Raw genomic sequence first — 15,372 nt, 5'->3', positions numbered from 1 at the left:
GGGCTAGTCGGCCCCGGCCCAGCGCAGCACGCGGAGCGCGCGGAGGGTGTTCCAGCGGCTCGGCTCGCCCTCGGGCGCGTCGACCGCGAAGAACACCTCGCCGCGCCAGGGCACGCCGGCCGCCCAGCGTCCGTCGTCCCCTCGCTGGTCGAGCATCAGGTCCATCGCATCGGCGATGCGGGGGTCGGGGGTGCCCCCGGCCTCGCGGAAGTAGTCGAGCGCCCGCAGCACGTCGTAGAACCAGTACGGAGGGAACGAGAAGTTCGCGTAGCGGGGGAGCACGAGCTCGCCGGTGGACCGTCGCCGGAAGAGGCTGCGCTCGAGCAGGTACTCCTCGCCGCCTCGCCGGGCCTCGGCGATGGCGGGTTCCGTCGCCGAGCCGACCACCCGCTCGTAGGCGAGCAGTCCCTCGAGCACGCAGATCGTCGAGTCGAACGACGACCGGGTCGACCCCGTTTCGCGCTCGCAGTTCCAGCCGCCGTCGTCGAGCCGCTCGTCGAGCAGGCGCGCGATGATCCCCTCGCTGCCCTCGCCCAGCTCGCCGAAGTAGGCCGCCACGGCGAGGACGCCGCCGTTCACGCACTCCTCCACCTCACCGTGGAAGTACCCTCGGTGGTCGAACCACTTCCACACCACGCCCTCACGGACGCGCTCGACGGCCGCGCGCACGGCGGGGTCGCCGGGGTCGGCGCCGAGGCGGCGCAGCAGGTGCAGGGTCCAGTGGGTGCCCCGCCGGTCGCCGTTCTCGCCGTACTCGTCGCCGCCCCAGTACCCGTCGTCGTCCTGCAGCCCGAGGAGGCGGGCACCCCAGCCCTCGCGTGCGACGCGGGATCGCTCGGCCTCGACGCTCTCGTCGGGCGCGGCGAGCAGGTCGCGCATGACCTGCCAGCGGATCGACGGATCGGAATCGAGCAGCCACTCGGTGACATCCATGCGGCCATGGTTCCGGATGCCGCCGACACGCGCGACCCCTTGCGGGAGGCCGCTCCGTGGGTCGAGTGGCGATCGCCCCCGTCCGTGCGCCCCACCGCCGGGGCATCCCACGGATACTTGAAGGAGGCGACGGCGACGGCCTCGAGCGCCGGCGTCCGGAGGGAGCTGACGAGTGGACTGGTCGGATGATGATGTCGACTCCGTCATCGACGCGTGGTCGGAGATCCTGCCCGATCTCGACCTGACGCCGTTGGACGTCATGTCGCGCCTCCGCCGTGTGGCGCGAGACCTGCAGGGGATCCGCGAGCGGGCGTTCGCGTCGGCGGGACTCCGCGCCTGGGAGTTCGACATCCTCTCCAACCTCCGCCGAGCACCCGACGGCGAGTCGATGACGCCGTCGCAGCTGTCCGCGGCGACGAGCACGGCGACCGGCACCTCGACCTATCGGGTCGACCGGCTCGTGGCCCGCGGGATGGTCGCCCGCACCGATCACCCCGCCGACCTCAGGAGTCGGCTCGTCACGCTGCTGCCCGAGGGGCGCAGCGCCGTCGACGCGGCGATGCGAGAGCTCATCGGCGCAGAGGCCGAACTGATCCGCGACCTGTCGCGCGGCCAGGTCGCCACCGTCGTCGAGGCGCTGCGCACGATCGCGACCGTGTCGGCGCGGCCCGCACCGCCCCGCCCGAACGGCCGTCGCACGCGCTGACCCCGCGATCCGTGCCGCCGCGGCATCCGCGTGCTTGGATGTGCGCATGGGGGAAGCGAACGTCACGACGTACCTGCTCGACCGCCTCGCCGAAGCCGGCGTCGAACGCCTCTTCGGGGTCCCCGGCGACTTCACGCTCGCGATGCTCGACGACGTGGAGGAGCATCCGACGATCGAATGGGTCGGCTGCGCCAACGAGCTCGGCGCCGGGTACGCCGCCGACGGGTACGCGCGCATCCGCGGCCTCGGGGCGGTGTGCACCACGTTCGGCGTCGGCGAGCTGAGCGCGATCAACGCCATCGCCGGGGCCTACGCCGAGCACGTGCCGGTGATCCACGTGGTGGGCTCGCCCTCGACGGCGACGCAGGCGGCGGGGCGCGCGACGCACCACACCCTCGGCGACGGCGACTTCGGGCACTTCGCCCGCATGGCGGCCGAGGTCACGCACGCGCAGGGGCTGCTCACCGTCGAGAACGCGGCGGCCGAGATCGACCGCGTCATCCGCGAGACCCTCACCGAGCGCCGCCCGGGCTACCTGCTGATCCCGGCGGATGTCGCGAAGGCGTCGCTGCCGGCACCCGATGCCCCGCTCGCACTCGAAGACGAGGCGTCCGACGCCGCATCACTGGCCGCCCTGCGCGGCGCAGCCGCGGCGGCGATCACGGATGCCTCGTCGGTGTCGCTGCTCGCCGGCATCCTCGTGCATCGCATGGGCGCCGAGGCGGCGCTGCACGACCTGCTCGCGCTCGGCGTGCCGCACGCGGTGTCGCTGTGGGGCCGGCGCGTGGTGGACGAGAGCTCGGCGCACTACGTCGGCCCGTACATCGGCGCCGTGAGCTCGCCCGAGGCGCTCGCCGCGGTCGAGGACGTCGACGTGCTCATCACCGTCGGCGTGCAGTTCACCGACCTCATGAGCGGGTTCTTCTCGCAGCACCTACCCGAGACGACCATCGAGATCGGACCGCGCTCGGTGCGCATGGGCGACGAGGTGTTCGGCTCGGTCGCGATGTCCGACGCGCTCGCCGTGCTGGGGGAGGTGCTCGAGGAGGGCGGGCTCGTGGGGGACGCGCCCGACGCGGACGCCGCAGGCGCGGGCGGCGGCGCAGCGGACCCCGTCGAAGCTGCGGAGGTCGCCCCGAGGGCGGCTGCCTCGCGGCTCCCCGTGGTCGAGGTGACGGCCGAGGCGGCCGAGCCGGCGGATGCCCCGCTCGACCAGGCCGCCCTCTGGGACGCGGTGGCGGCACGACTCCGCGAGGGCGACCTCGTGATCGCCGACCAGGGCACGTCGTTCTACGGCATGGGCATGCACCGGATGCCGCATGGCGTGACCTTCATCGGGCAGCCGCTCTGGGCGGCGATCGGCTACACCCTGCCCGCGCTGCTCGGCGCCGCGCTCGCCGATCGATCGCGACGGCCGATCGTGCTCATCGGCGACGGTGCCGCGCAACTCACCATCGCCGAGCTCGGCACCCTGATCCGCGACCACGTGCCGGCGATCGTCGTGGTCGTGAACAACCTCGGCTACACGGTCGAGCGGGCGATCCACGGGCTGACCGCCGAATACAACGACATCGCACCGTGGAACTGGACCGCGGTCGTCAAGGCCTTCGACCCGACCGGGTTCACGCGCTCCGTCACGGCGCGTACCGCCGCCGACGTCACCGGCGCGTTCGAGCAATACGACCGGCTCGGCGGTCGGCGCCTGGTGTTCATCGAGGCCGTCGTGCCGCCGCTCGACGTGCCGCCGCTGCTCAGCGCGCTCGCCGAGCAGGCGAGTCGGGCGAACGCACGGCGCGACGACTGAGGCCCGGCGCCACGTGCGACGGGGCTGCAGCCGAGTCGGCCGCCCGCGCCTCACTCGTGGGCGAGCCACGCCCGGATGACCGCCGTGATCGCCGATCGCTTCGCCTCGAGCTCGGCCTCGGGCGGCAGCTCGAGGCTCGCGCGGATGTCGGAGTGCCAGGTGAGCAGGCCGGTGGGGTCCTCCGTGAACGTCGGTGCCGCGCCCTTCGTCTCGGCTCGCTCGGTGCCGAAGTGCAGGATGAGCCGCACCGGCCCGCGGCCGGCGGCGTTGATCGTGAGACGGTCGATGCCGTCGAGCGTGTAGTCGGGTGAGTTCCACTTCACGATCTCGTCGAGCTCGGGGGCGGCGGCGCGCACGAGGCCGCGAAGCGCCTCGACCTGCTCGCGTCGAGACGGCGGCAGGGCCGCGAGGTACTCGTCGACGGAGCGGTAGCGATCGGGAGCCATACCGCGGATGCTACGGGGTGGGTACGACGTGCGTCGGGAGCCCGGCGTCGACGAGGCGTCGAAGACGGGGGCGGATGCCGCGGCATCCGCCCCCGTGCCGCGCGACCCCCACCGCGCGTGCCGTCATCTACGCGTGCAGGTCGACGCCCTTCGTCTCCTTGACCAGCGAGACGCCGGCCAGCGAGATCAGCGCGGCCACGGCGATGTAGACGCCGATGGTCCACGACTGGCCGGTCGAGCTCATGAGGGCCTCGGCGATCATCGGGGCGAACGCACCGCCGAGGATCGCGCCGAGGGCGTAGCCGATGGAGACGCCCGAGTAGCGCACGTTCGCCGGGAACATCTCGGCGTAGAGCGAGGCCTGCGGGCCGTACGAGAGTCCGAGGCCGAACGTCATGACGAACAGGGCCACGAAGTACCAGACGATGTCACCGGTGTCGATGAGGAACCACATCGGCACCGCCCACAGCGCGAGGAACGCGTAGCCGATCTGGAAGGTGCGTACGCGGCCGAGACGATCGGAGACGTGGCCGCCCCAAAGCGTGAAGACGAGCCAGCCGAACGACGCGAGCGTCGTGGCGAGCAGCACCGTCGGGCGGTCCATGCCGAGCACCGTCACGGCGTACGTGGCGAAGAACGCGATGAGCAGGTACCCGGCCGCGTTGTTGCCGATGAAGATCACGGCGGTGAGGATGACCGACTTGGTGTTGTGGCGGAAGAGCTGGCGGAGCGGCGCGGCCGACTCCTTCTTGCGGCGCTGCAGGTCCTGGAAGATCGGGCTCTCCTCGACCGCGCGGCGGATGACGTAGCCGACGCCGATCAGGACGATGGACAGCAGGAACGGGATGCGCCAGCCCCACGCCATGAACTGGTCGGGCGTGAGGAGCGAGGTGATCACGAAAAGCGTCGAGGTCGCGAGGATCATGCCGACGGGCACGCCGATCTGCGGGAAGGCCCCGAAGAAGCCGCGGCGCGCCGTCGGCGCGTGCTCGACAGCCATCAGCGCCGCGCCGCCCCACTCGCCTCCGGCCGAGAACCCCTGCAGGATGCGGAGCAGGATCAGCAGGATCGGGGCGGCGATGCCGATCGCGGCATACGTCGGGAGCAGGCCGATGAGGGCGGTGGACAGCCCCATCAGGATCAGGGTGAAGACGAGCATCTTCTTGCGGCCCAGCCTGTCGCCGAGGTAGCCCGCCACGATCGCGCCGAGCGGCCGGAAGAGGAACGAGATCCCGATCGTCGCGAAGGCGAGCACCTGCGCGAGCCCGGGGCTCGCCTCGGCCACGGGCGCGAGGAAGAGCGGTGCGAGCACGAGGCCGGCGGCCTGCGCGTAGATGAAGAAGTCGTACCACTCGATCGAGGTGCCGACGAGCGTGCCAGCGAGGACCTTGCGCTCCTCCGCGGGCATCCGCCCGGTGGCCTGCGTTTCGGAAACAGTTGACGTCATGCGAACTCCGTTGTTCTGGCGTTTCTCAGTAGGGGAGGGGGAGCGCGGGGGTGGAGCGCTATTGGGTTTCCCGACCGATCGTTCGGTCAGGTATCCGAACCTAGCGCATCGTTCGAACGAGCGGAAGGCCCCTGCGACGAGCGGTAGTGCCACTGCGGCGAGCGGCGAGCGGGCCCCGACCGCGGCGGTATGCGATCACGCGCTTGACGCGTGCACAGTCCGGCCGAGATCGCCGGCGAGCCGACACTGAGCCGCACGACCGTCGGCAACCTGCTGGGACGATGGAGACCGCCGGCCTCATCACCCGCGGAGCCGGCTCGGGCTATCCGACCGACCGCATGAACGCACCGAGCTCGTCGGCGATGAGCTGCGGCTCCTCGAACGCGAGGAAGTGCCCGCCGCGGCCTGGCGCGGAGTAGCGACGCAGGTCGCTCGCCGCGCGCTCGGCGATGGACCGGGGGAACAGGTCGAACGGCGGCTCGCACGTCTGCGTCACCGCGACCGGCACGTTGATCGTCGGTCGCTCCGCATTCCGCGGCCAGTCGAGGTACTGGCGGAACGACGTGCCGATGGACTCCGTCACCCAGTACAGGGTCAGGATCGTGCACAGCGTGTCGCGGTCGAATCGCGACTCGAGGTCGCCGTGGCAGTCGCTCCAGGCCCGGTACTTGTCGATGATCCAGGCCGCCAGGCCGGCAGGGGAGTCGGCGAGGGCGGCCGCGATCGTGTCGGGGCGCGTGCCCATGATCCAGCTGTAGCCCGAGTCGGTCTCATCCCGAGCCTCGTCCGCGTCGAGGAAGGCCTGTTCCTCGGGGGTGATCGGGGAAGCGTCGAAGTCGGCGGGGAACGGGCCGTGGATCACGTGCAACCCGGCGACCTCGTCGGGGTACATGGTCGCGAGCCACCCGGATGCCGCGCCGCCGATGTCGCCACCGAAGGCGAAGTAGCGCTCGTACCCGAGCGTCTCGGTCATCAGGGTGTGGAAGGCCTCGGCGATGGCCGCCCGTGTCAGCGGACCCTCGGGCAGTTCGGAGTAGAGGAATCCCGGGAGGGACGGCACGACCACGTCGACGTCGAGCCGGTCGAGCAGCGGCAGCATCTCGACGAAGCTGCTCGGCCAGCCGTGGGCGAGCAGCACCGGCGGCCGACTCGGATCGCGGCGCACGTGCACGAAGTGCTGCCTGCGGTCGAGGAACTGGGGGTAGCCGTTGAGCCGCGCCTCCGCGGCGCGCCAGTCGAAGTCCCTCGCCCAGTACTCCACGAAGGAGCGCAGGTAGGCGGGGTCGGTGCCGGCGTCCCACCCGGGCGCGCTTCGTGTGGTGAAGCGGGTTCGCGCAAGCCGCCATCGAAGGTCGTCGACCACGTCGGATGGAACGGAGATCCTGAAGGCTTCCATCCCCCGACGGTAGCGCCGTGCGATCGACCCGGCCGCCGCACCCCGGCGAGCCGGGCGAGGCCTGGTCGTGGCGGCGACGTCATCGCAGGTCGAGTCGCATGAGCACGCGCGGGAATCCGTTCAGCACGGATTCGGTCGTGGCCGCCTTCGTGAACCCCGCCCGCTCGAAGAGCCTGCGGGTGCCGACGTACGCCATGGTCAGGTCGATCTTCGCGCCCCTGTTGTCGAGCGGATAGCCCTCGATCGCGGGCGCGCCGTGATCGCGCGCGAACTCGACGGCCCCTGCGAGCAGGTGGTGCGAGATGCCCTCGCCGCGATGCCCCGGCCGTACGCGGATGCACCAGACCGACCACACGTCGAGGTCGTCGACGTGCGGGATCCGGCGATTGTGCGCGAAGCTCGTGTCGGAACGCGGGTGCACGCCGGCCCAGCCGACGACCTCGTCGCCGTCGTAGGCCAGTACGCCCGGCGGTGGATCCTGGCGGCACAGCTGCCTCACGCGCTCGCCGCGTGCGGGGCCCGTGAGCGCCTGGTTCTCCTTCGACGACATCAGGCGGTAGCTCAGGCAGAAGCACACGTTCGCATCGGGCCGCTTCGGCCCGACCATCGTCTTCACGTCTGCGTAGACGGATGCGGGCCGCACCTCGATCGCCATGCCGCCACACTGCCACCGGCCCCCGACACCGGCAACGGCTTGCGGTCGTCGCTCGCGATTGGCAGGGTGGCGGGAACCGGCGAGAGGGGTGACGGTGACCGCCACGGATGGCCCGCGCACGCCGGATGCGCCGGAGGTCTTCTTCTGGCGGCGCACCGACGTCGAGGGCCTCGAACGGCTCGAGCTGACGGTGGCGCCCGATGGAATCCTCGCGACATCCACGGTGCTCTGCCTCGAGGACGGCGGATTCCGCCTCGACCACCGGTGGTGGCTGACCCGCGACTGGCGAGCACGGTCGCTGCACGTGGAGCGCTGGGGTACGGGCGGGCATCGCCGCCTCGTGCTCGAGCGGTCGGGCGACGGATGGCTCGTCGACGGCGAGCCCCGCCGCGACCTCGACGGCGCAGCGGAACCCGACCTGTCGGTCACCCCGTTCTGCAACACGTTCCCGATCCGACGGCTCCCCCTCGGCCCCGGCGCCCGCCTGACGCTCGACACCTGCTACGTCGACGCCGCCGCCATGACGGCGGAGCGCTCACGGCAGCGGTACGACCGGGTCGGGCCGAACCGCGTGCGGTTCGTCGACCTCGGCGTCGCGGCCGGGTTCGAGGCCGACCTCGACCTCGACGACGACTGGCTGGTGCTGCGCTACGCGGGCCTGTTCGAGCGCGTGGCGCCCGCCCCCGCTTGAACCGCCGCAGCCGCGGCCGTCACGAACTCCACGAGTTCGCGGGCCATGGGCTCCGGTTCCCATGAGTGGTCGGCGCCCGGGACCTGCTTCCAGGTGGCGCCGGGGATGGCGGCGGAAATCGCTGCGGCTGCGTCGAACAGCTCGGGAAAGGTCGAGTCGCCCAGCAGCACCTCGACGGGCACCCGGATCTCGCGGAAGAGCTCGGCCATCGGCGCCGACTCGACCCAGGCGAGCGACTCGCCGTCGGCGCGGTAGCTCACGACCTGGGCCACGTACTCGGGGTAGTCGGGCGACCGCTTCGCATCGTCGAGCCACTCGGGCGGCATGTCCTTCATGTAGTAGGCGAGCGCGCCTTCGAGGTCGCCGGCGTCGATGCGACGTTCCACCTCGGCGGCCCACGCGCGCGCGGGGCCGTCCTGCGGGCCGAATGGCGCCTCCCACAGCACGAGGCCGGCGACGGGGAGCCCGCGGGCCGCGGCCGCCAGGCTGATCGAGCAGCCCGAGGAGTGTCCGCAGAGCACGGCGCTCCCGCCCACGAGCTCGATCAGCGTCGCGATGGCCACGAGCTCGCGTTCGAGGTCGAGCCGACCGCCTGCCGGGCTCTCGCCACGTCCGAGTCGGTCGAAGACGACCGTGCGGATGCCGCGGCGGGCCGCGAGCTCGGCGGTCTCGGTCGTCCACGGGTCGATGGCGCGGTAGGGGCCGGCGCCGGCGACGAAGATCACGGCGGGTCCGTCACCGCGCAGGTCGTAGGCGACGCGGTCGCCGAGCGCGGTGGTGATGAAGTCGGTCATGAGGGAACTCCTATCAAACTAGACCGTACAGTTCCGTTATGGAGAGACTAGACTGATCAGTACTGGCTGTCAACGGGAGGCGGTTTCCGCATGGTTGCAGATGTCGACGCGGCGACGCCGCACACTGCTACGGGAGGTGGAGCACCCGCCGAGACGCTCGGCCGTTCCGAGCGCAAGCACCGCGCGATCCTCGAGGCCGCCCAGGGCATGTTCCTCGCCGGCGGCTACCTCGGCACGAACATGGACGAGCTGGCGGCGGCGTCGCGCGTGTCGAAGCAGACCGTCTACAAGCACTTCGGGAGCAAGGAGGCGCTGTTCGTCGAACTCGTCACCTCGATGACGGATGCCGCGGGCGACCGGGTCCACGTCGACCTCGCCGATCCGACCGAGGCCGACGAGGTCCCGTCGTTCCTCGAGGCGTACGCCGATCGGCAGCTCGACATCGTGATGACGCCGACGCTGCTGCAGCTCCGGCGCCTCGTCATCGGCGAGGTCACCCGGTTCCCCGAACTCGCCGAGGCGCTGTACGAGCACGGCCCGAAACGGGCCATCACCACCCTCGCGGCGATGTTCGAGCGATTCGACGAGCTCGGACTGCTGCGCGTCGACGACCCCACCGCTGCGGCGACCGAGTTCAACTGGCTCGTGATGGGCGAGCCGGTGAACCGGGCCATGCTGCTCGGCGACGCCGCGATTCCCACCGCGGCGGAGCGCGCGGCGCAGGTGCGCGGGGCGGTGCGAGTGTTCCTGGCGGCGTACGGCGCGCGGTAGCGGGCCGGAACCGAGGGGTCAGATCGGCAGCGGTCGGTCGTCGACGATCGCCTTCATGACGAGGGTCGATTCGACACGGCGGACGCCGGGCAGCGCGGAGAGCCGCTCGTCCCAGAGTCGTTGGTAGGCGGGAAGGTCGGGCACCGCCACGCGCAGCAGGTAGTCGGGATCTCCGAAGAGCCGCAACGCCTGGATCACCTCGGGGATCTCCGCCACGGCGGCGTCGAACGCGGGGATGGTCGAGCGATTGGCCTGGTCCATCGTGACGAACACGAGCGCTCCGAAGCCGAGTCCGACGACCTCCGGGTCGATGACGGCGCGGTACCCCCTGATCGCCCCGGACGCCTCGAGCGCGTGCAGTCGACGGTGGGTCGGCGACATGGTCAACTGCACGCGCGCGGCGAGATCGGTGAGGCTCAGTCGCCCGTCCTGCTGGAGCTCGGCAAGGATTCTCCGATCGATGGCGTCCATGGAGTGAATTCTTCCATGAGGCAGGGGCTGCATGGCGGAAGTTGGAAGCCTCTTCTGCGCGAACTTCCGTACCGTCGTCGTATCGGCGGAGACGGGAGGGCGCGGTGAACGCGGAACTGCTGCTGGCGTGCTGGGGCATGATGACCCTCATGGTCCTGGTGCCCGGCCCCGACTGGGCCTACATCATCGACGCGGGCACCCGGGATCGCACGATCCTCCCGGCGCTCGGCGGGATCCTCATCGGCTACCTCACGGCCGTGACCGCGGTGGCCGTGGGCGTCGGCGCTGCGCTGGCGGCGGTGCCCTGGGTGCTCGTCGGCCTCACGTTCGCAGCGGCGGGGTACCTGGCGTACCTCGGGGTGCGCATCCTCCGGCAGCCGCCGGCGATCGAGCCCGTGGCGGTCGGTCACGTCGAGCGGGTCGGGTCGGCTGGGCACGACGGTTCGGCAGGGCAGGTCGGGTCCGTCGGGCGGATCGGCATCGCACCAGATGTCGACAGGCGGTCATGGATGCGCTTCGTGCAGGGCGTCGGGGTGAGCGGGCTGAACCCGAAGGGGCTGCTGGTGCTGGTCGTGCTGCTGCCCCAGTTCACCGATGCGGCCGGTGCCTGGCCGATCCCGGTGCAGCTCGCCGCCCTCGGCCTGATCTTCGTCGGCAGCTGTGCGCTCGTCTACTCCCTCGTGGGTACGGGCGCGAGGATCGTGCTGCGAGCTCGCCCGTCGGCGGTTCGGACCCTCTCCCGCATCTCCGGCGGCGCGATGGTCCTCGTCGCCGTGGTGCTCGTCGTCGAACAGCTCGCGCATCTCGTCGGCGGCTGACGCCGCCGGGGTGCGCACGGCGGTACGGCTCAGGACCCCGCGCTCGCGCGGCGCTCCAGGGCCTCGATGACGGTCTCGGCGACATCGATGTCGTAGAGCCGCTCGACGCTCTGGAACCCGCCGGGACTCTCCGCGTTGATCTCCACCACCTGGCTGCCGATCACGTCGATGCCAACGAGGAACAGGCCATCGGCGACGAGCTTGTCGCCGATCGCCTCGACGATGCCGAGCTCGGCCTCACCGAGCTCGAGGGGCACCGACCGACCGCCGGTGCTGATGTTGGCGCGCGGGTCGTTGCCGGTGGGCACGCGTCGGAAGGCGGCCGGCCTGCCGTCGCGCTCGAGGATGCGGCCCTCCAGCAGGAACATTCGGACATCGCCGTCCTTGGCTCCGTCGATGAACTCCTGGATGATGGCGTAGCCGTCCTGCAGGACCGCCTCCGTCATCTGCGCGAGGTTGGTCTCTCCCGGGCCCTCGATCATGAAGACGTTGCGCCCCTTGGCCCCGTACAGCGGCTTGACGACGGAGTGGCCGACGTCGTCGACGAACCGTTCGATCGCCTCGGGATTCCGTGTCACCAGCGACCGTGGTCGGACCTTCTCCGGGAACTCCTCCAGGTAGAGCTTGCTGGTCGCTCGATGGAGGGTGTTCGGGTCGTTGACCACCGTCACGCCTCGGGCCGCGAGCATCTGCCCGAACACCACGCCCATCGGGCTGGCCCACGGGCGTTCCTGCAGGTCGTCGATCGACTCGTTGCGCAGGACGAGCGCATCCAGGTCGTCCATGACGATCCGCTCGGCGTCGCGCGCCTTGACCCCCTCCATGAAGCTCGCGAGGGTGTCGTCGCTCTTCCACCTCGCGGCGCGAGCCATGGCCGCGAACTGCCCGTCGCTGCTGCCGTGCTCGAGGTCCCCGACGCCGACATACCAGGTCTCGTGCCCGCCCCTGGCTGCGGCCCTGGCGAGTCGGGTGGTCGTGTACTCGTCCACCTCGGTGGCGACGTCGTTGACGAGGAATGCGAGTCTCATGCCGCCACGTCTCCCTCGTAGAGGTCGGTGACCGTCGCGCCCGCGCGCAGCTTCTCCAGACGCTCTTGTGCACCGGGCACGTCCAGCCAGCGTGGCCGGACCCACGGCGCGTGGAGCACCTCGCGGTCGAGCAGGTCCTGCACCAGGGGGATGTGGTCCAACGCGAGCTTGCCGACGAGCAGGACGTCGAGCCGGCTGCCCTCGCCGAGGGCGTCGAGGATGCGCGTGATCCCGCGCAGGTAGATCGCGTCCTTCACCCAACCGCCCCCGACGACGACCCGGATGGCGATGGACCACGCGGTCCGTGCCGGTATGCGGTGGTCGGCCCGCAGGGACTCGAAGATGTCCAGGAAGCCGGCGCCGTCGAGCATCTGGCCGACCGCGACCACTCGCGCCGCGAGCACGCGCAGCCGCCGCGGGTCCAACCCGCCGGTCAGGTACTCGGCGAGCACGGCGAGGCCCTCCTGGGTCTCGTCGTAGCCGGGCAGGCCGATGGTCAGCAGCGTGAGTGGCTGCCGGGCGCCGTTCTGGTAGGTGACCACGTGGGTGCCGACCTCGTGGTGCAGCAACGCCTCGACCCGGTCGGCTCGGAAGGCGGAGGACTCCGGGATGAGCAGGCGGCCGAACGACACCATCAGCTCGGAGATGTCGTCCCGTACCTCCACGCGGACCGGGAAGTCGGGGTACACGGCGCGGTAGCGCTCGAACTCCGCACGGGCCGCGTCGGCGAACGCCCCGGCCGTGACGGTCTGGGTGCTGGGCGCCTGCGTGGGGATGGTCTCGAGGAGCTCCGCCGCCGCAGCGGCCAGCGGAGGGGCCACCGTTCCGTAGAGCTGGAGTGACCCGTAGAGGAACCGAGACGTGTCGCGGTCCTCCAACGCGGTGATCTGCCGGGCGATCTCGTCCCGCTTCGCCCGGAAGAGGGTGTGCAGCGCCGGGTCGTCCACGTGCTCGACCTCGAGGTCGTACAGGTCACGATGCGCGACGTCGGGGTCGAAGTCCAACGGCCGCAGGCGCAGCGTGGGGGCCGTGCCGAAATCACTGCGTTCGAAGTCAGCCCACGCCTCCGCCGCGTTGAGCGGCGTGACGTTGACGAGCAGGTTCACGCGGCGCTCGATCTCGGTGAGCCGCGCGTCGATCTCGAGTGCGGGCGCCAGCTGCTCGGTCGGTGATGACATCTCACGAACATAGCCACCACGCGTTGTGGGCCCAACCCCTTGCATTGTCCGAGCTTCTCGGTTCCGAGCGGATGCCACAGCGAGTCCGGTCCGGCTCGCCGCCTGCGTCACTCGGGCCGGTTGCCGGCGTCGCCATTGATCGTGAACGGGGTGGTCACGCCGTCGTACATGACGTGCGCGACGAGCCCGTCGACCGCGTGGGGCAGCGTGTGGCAGTGGTCGCTCCAGATGCCCGGGTTGTCGGCGACGAAGGCGATCTCGTAGGACTCGCCCGGTCGTACGTCGAGCGAGTCGACCCACCACGGGCTTCCGGATGCCGCGACGTCATCGCGTGACAGCACCACCACGTGATGGCCGTGCAGGTGCATCGGGTGCACGTCGCCGGAGTCGTTGACGATGCGCATCACGACCACGTCGCCCTCGCTGACATGGAACATCGGCACGTCGGGGAACATCCGGCCGTTGATCGTCCAGAAGTTGCCGGGACGGCCGTCCATGAGGCCGAATCGGCGGGCGATCACGTAGTCGAACGAGCGGTCGGGCGTCGATGTGTCGAGTCCGACGGGGGTGGCGTCGCCGTAGGCGAGCAGGTCGAGCGTCTCCGAGGGCTGCGGCGCCTTCGGTGCGGATGCCGCGGCGTCGCCGATCACGATGCTGCGGGCGCCGCCGACGTGGAGCCGCACGGCGTCGCCTCGCGCGGGCGCCCGCACTGCGACATCCGCTCGCCCGCCCGCGGGGATGAGCACCCGCTGCCCCTCGACCTCGGTCGGGCCGTTCACCTCGTGCCCGTCGGTCGCGAGCACCCGGAACGAAGCCGCCGACCAGACGGCCGCGGTGCCCTGGTCGGAGTTGATGACGCGCACGCGCACGATCGAGCCGGGGTCCGCCGTCACCTGCTCGTCCTCGGCCCGCCCGTTGAGCGTGTGCTGGCCCCCGTAGACGTGCAGCAGCGCCGTGACGTCCAGGTCGGCTGCGACGGCCGGAGGTTCTGCGGGGTCGATGACGATCGCGCCGAGCAGCCCGCGCTCGACCTGTTCGTGGGACACCTGGTGCGAGTGGTACCAGTAGGTGCCCGCATCCGTCGCCTCGAACCGGTACACGTGCCGGCCGCCGACGGGGACGGCGTCCTGCGTGATGCCGGCGACGCCGTCGGCCGCATTGGGCACGTCGATGCCGTGCCAGTGGAGCGTGGCGCCGGCGGCGACGGACTCGTTGACGAACTCGACCTCGACGAGGTCGCCCTGCCGCGCGCGGATCTCGGGCCCGGGCGACTCGCCGTTCACGGTGTACCCCTCGACCGCGCGCCCGCCGGGCACGTCGATCGTCTCCTGCCGGGCGACGAGCTCGACGCGCACGTCGGCCGGCCGGGCGGGGTCGGCCGTCAGCGCGGTCACGTCGACCTCGCCCGCCGCTCCGGTGGTTCCGGATGCGACGGACGCGCCCGCCCCGACGGCGCCGTGGGCCGCGTGGCCGTCGTGCCCGTGGTCGCCGCCGCCCATGTCCATCACCGAGTACTCGCCGAGCAGCGTGGAGCTCCACGCGAGCGCGCCGGCGCCGAGCGCGGTCGTGACCGCGACGCCGACGACGGCGCACCGCAGGAGATCACGCCGCGACGGCATCGGTCGTCGCCTCCTCGGAGGTGCCGGCAGCCGCGCCAGCGGTGGTGCGCGACGAGCGGCGCACGCGCAGCGCGGCGACGGCCGCCGCGACCACGATCGCGAGCGCGTTGGCGCCGTGGATGAGGCCGAGGTACGGGACATCCGTGATCGAGAAGCCGAGCGTCACCTGCAGCAGTACGAGTGCGAGCGTGATCGCGGCCCAGAGCTTCGCGCCGCGCGCCCGGACGAAGAACGAGACGATGAGCAGCGCGACCGCGAGCAGGGGGATGACGACCCCGCCGACGATCCCGTGGATCCAGAACCCGAGCTCGCCGGAGCCGCCGGCGCCACCGCTCTCGAGCAGTGCCTTGTCGACGACGTCGCCGTTCGACACGCGGTTGAGCACGCCGCCGAACGCGAACGCGATGGCGGCCGCCTGCACGACGACGCCGCCCGCGATGATCCAGGCCAGGGCCGAGTAGACCTTGCGCATGATGTGTCTCCCTGTTCGTGCGGCGCGCTGTCGTGGCATCCGCTCGCCCCCGAGGTTCGCGCAGACCCTCGCGTGCCGGAACGCAGGGAACCGGATGCCGCGTAGGGGAGCGCCGCACAGGTGATGGAGGACAGCCGCTAAGG

Annotated in this window: 16 protein-coding genes; 5 read left to right on the top strand and 11 right to left on the bottom strand. The window is 71.3% G+C overall.

What is annotated here, in order from left to right:
• Positions 1-3: 3 nt before the first annotated feature.
• Entirely contained in the window at positions 4-933 is a 930-nt protein-coding gene (locus EV187_RS04040) for a prenyltransferase/squalene oxidase repeat-containing protein (RefSeq protein WP_130351707.1), read from the bottom strand.
• A 172-nt stretch (positions 934-1,105) separates the two neighbouring features.
• On the opposite strand from EV187_RS04040, the gene EV187_RS04035 reads away from it, so the two are divergent.
• Together EV187_RS04035 and EV187_RS04030 are read left to right on the top strand one after the other, a co-directional pair.
• Positions 1,106-1,639, top strand: coding sequence for a MarR family winged helix-turn-helix transcriptional regulator (locus EV187_RS04035; RefSeq protein WP_242609422.1), 534 nt, complete (start codon positions 1,106-1,108; stop codon positions 1,637-1,639).
• Positions 1,640-1,685: 46 nt separating this feature from the next.
• Positions 1,686-3,443, top strand: coding sequence for an alpha-keto acid decarboxylase family protein (locus EV187_RS04030; protein ID WP_130351706.1), 1,758 nt, complete (start codon positions 1,686-1,688; stop codon positions 3,441-3,443).
• A gap of 50 nt (positions 3,444-3,493) precedes the next feature.
• On the opposite strand, the gene EV187_RS04025 is transcribed toward EV187_RS04030, so the two are convergent.
• The 4 genes from EV187_RS04025 to EV187_RS04010 all read right to left on the bottom strand — a co-directional run bounded on the left by EV187_RS04025 (position 3,494) and on the right by EV187_RS04010 (position 7,387).
• A complete protein-coding gene (locus EV187_RS04025) occupies positions 3,494-3,889 on the bottom strand; it encodes a DUF1801 domain-containing protein (RefSeq protein WP_130351705.1) in 396 nt (131 codons plus the stop codon).
• A 127-nt stretch (positions 3,890-4,016) separates the two neighbouring features.
• Positions 4,017-5,336 (bottom strand): MFS transporter, encoded by a 1,320-nt coding sequence (locus EV187_RS04020; RefSeq protein ID WP_130351704.1) that lies wholly within the window; start codon positions 5,334-5,336, stop codon positions 4,017-4,019.
• Between the two features lie 322 nt (positions 5,337-5,658).
• Entirely contained in the window at positions 5,659-6,732 is a 1,074-nt protein-coding gene (locus tag EV187_RS04015; RefSeq protein ID WP_130351703.1) for an epoxide hydrolase family protein, read from the bottom strand.
• A 79-nt stretch (positions 6,733-6,811) separates the two neighbouring features.
• On the bottom strand, positions 6,812-7,387 hold the full coding sequence (locus EV187_RS04010; RefSeq protein ID WP_130351702.1) for a GNAT family N-acetyltransferase: 576 nt from the start codon (positions 7,385-7,387) through the stop codon (positions 6,812-6,814).
• Between the two features lie 94 nt (positions 7,388-7,481).
• On the opposite strand from EV187_RS04010, the gene EV187_RS04005 reads away from it, so the two are divergent.
• Complete coding sequence (locus EV187_RS04005) at positions 7,482-8,078, top strand: putative glycolipid-binding domain-containing protein (protein WP_207221726.1); 597 nt, start codon at positions 7,482-7,484, stop codon at positions 8,076-8,078.
• On the opposite strand, the gene EV187_RS04000 is transcribed toward EV187_RS04005, so the two are convergent.
• Positions 8,036-8,872 carry an alpha/beta fold hydrolase gene (locus EV187_RS04000; protein ID WP_130351700.1) on the bottom strand — a complete coding sequence of 279 codons (837 nt, stop codon included), beginning with the start codon at positions 8,870-8,872 and terminating at the stop codon, positions 8,036-8,038. The two genes, EV187_RS04005 and EV187_RS04000, sit on opposite strands and share 43 nt — an antisense overlap.
• Positions 8,873-8,962: 90 nt before the next feature.
• Between EV187_RS04000 and EV187_RS03995 the strand changes: the two genes are divergently transcribed.
• Positions 8,963-9,643 (top strand): TetR/AcrR family transcriptional regulator, encoded by a 681-nt coding sequence (locus tag EV187_RS03995; RefSeq protein WP_130351699.1) that lies wholly within the window; start codon positions 8,963-8,965, stop codon positions 9,641-9,643.
• A gap of 18 nt (positions 9,644-9,661) precedes the next feature.
• Here EV187_RS03995 and EV187_RS03990 read toward each other — a convergent pair whose 3' ends face one another.
• Positions 9,662-10,114, bottom strand: a complete 453-nt coding sequence (locus tag EV187_RS03990; protein ID WP_130351698.1) for an Lrp/AsnC family transcriptional regulator — start codon at positions 10,112-10,114, stop codon at positions 9,662-9,664.
• Positions 10,115-10,218: 104 nt separating this feature from the next.
• Between EV187_RS03990 and EV187_RS03985 the strand changes: the two genes are divergently transcribed.
• Positions 10,219-10,932: a LysE family translocator gene (locus EV187_RS03985; RefSeq protein ID WP_130351697.1), complete on the top strand. Its 714-nt coding sequence runs from the start codon at positions 10,219-10,221 to the stop codon at positions 10,930-10,932.
• Between the two features lie 29 nt (positions 10,933-10,961).
• On the opposite strand, the gene EV187_RS03980 is transcribed toward EV187_RS03985, so the two are convergent.
• From EV187_RS03980 to EV187_RS03965, 4 genes are all read right to left on the bottom strand, one after another.
• Positions 10,962-11,960, bottom strand: coding sequence for an ATP-grasp domain-containing protein (locus EV187_RS03980; RefSeq protein WP_130351696.1), 999 nt, complete (start codon positions 11,958-11,960; stop codon positions 10,962-10,964).
• Positions 11,957-13,138 (bottom strand): peptidase MATCAP family protein, encoded by a 1,182-nt coding sequence (locus tag EV187_RS03975; protein WP_242609421.1) that lies wholly within the window; start codon positions 13,136-13,138, stop codon positions 11,957-11,959. The genes EV187_RS03980 and EV187_RS03975 overlap by 4 nt, the downstream gene beginning before the upstream one ends.
• A gap of 107 nt (positions 13,139-13,245) precedes the next feature.
• Entirely contained in the window at positions 13,246-14,757 is a 1,512-nt protein-coding gene (locus EV187_RS03970) for a multicopper oxidase family protein (protein ID WP_130351694.1), read from the bottom strand.
• Positions 14,741-15,229 carry a hypothetical protein gene (locus EV187_RS03965; protein WP_130351693.1) on the bottom strand — a complete coding sequence of 163 codons (489 nt, stop codon included), beginning with the start codon at positions 15,227-15,229 and terminating at the stop codon, positions 14,741-14,743. The genes EV187_RS03970 and EV187_RS03965 overlap by 17 nt, the downstream gene beginning before the upstream one ends.
• Positions 15,230-15,372 lie beyond the last annotated feature (143 nt).

The sequence above is a fragment of the Agromyces ramosus genome (assembly GCF_004216665.1).
Taxonomy (GTDB): Bacteria; Actinomycetota; Actinomycetes; order Actinomycetales; family Microbacteriaceae; genus Agromyces; species Agromyces ramosus.
This window is presented reverse-complemented; position numbering and strand designations above follow the sequence as displayed.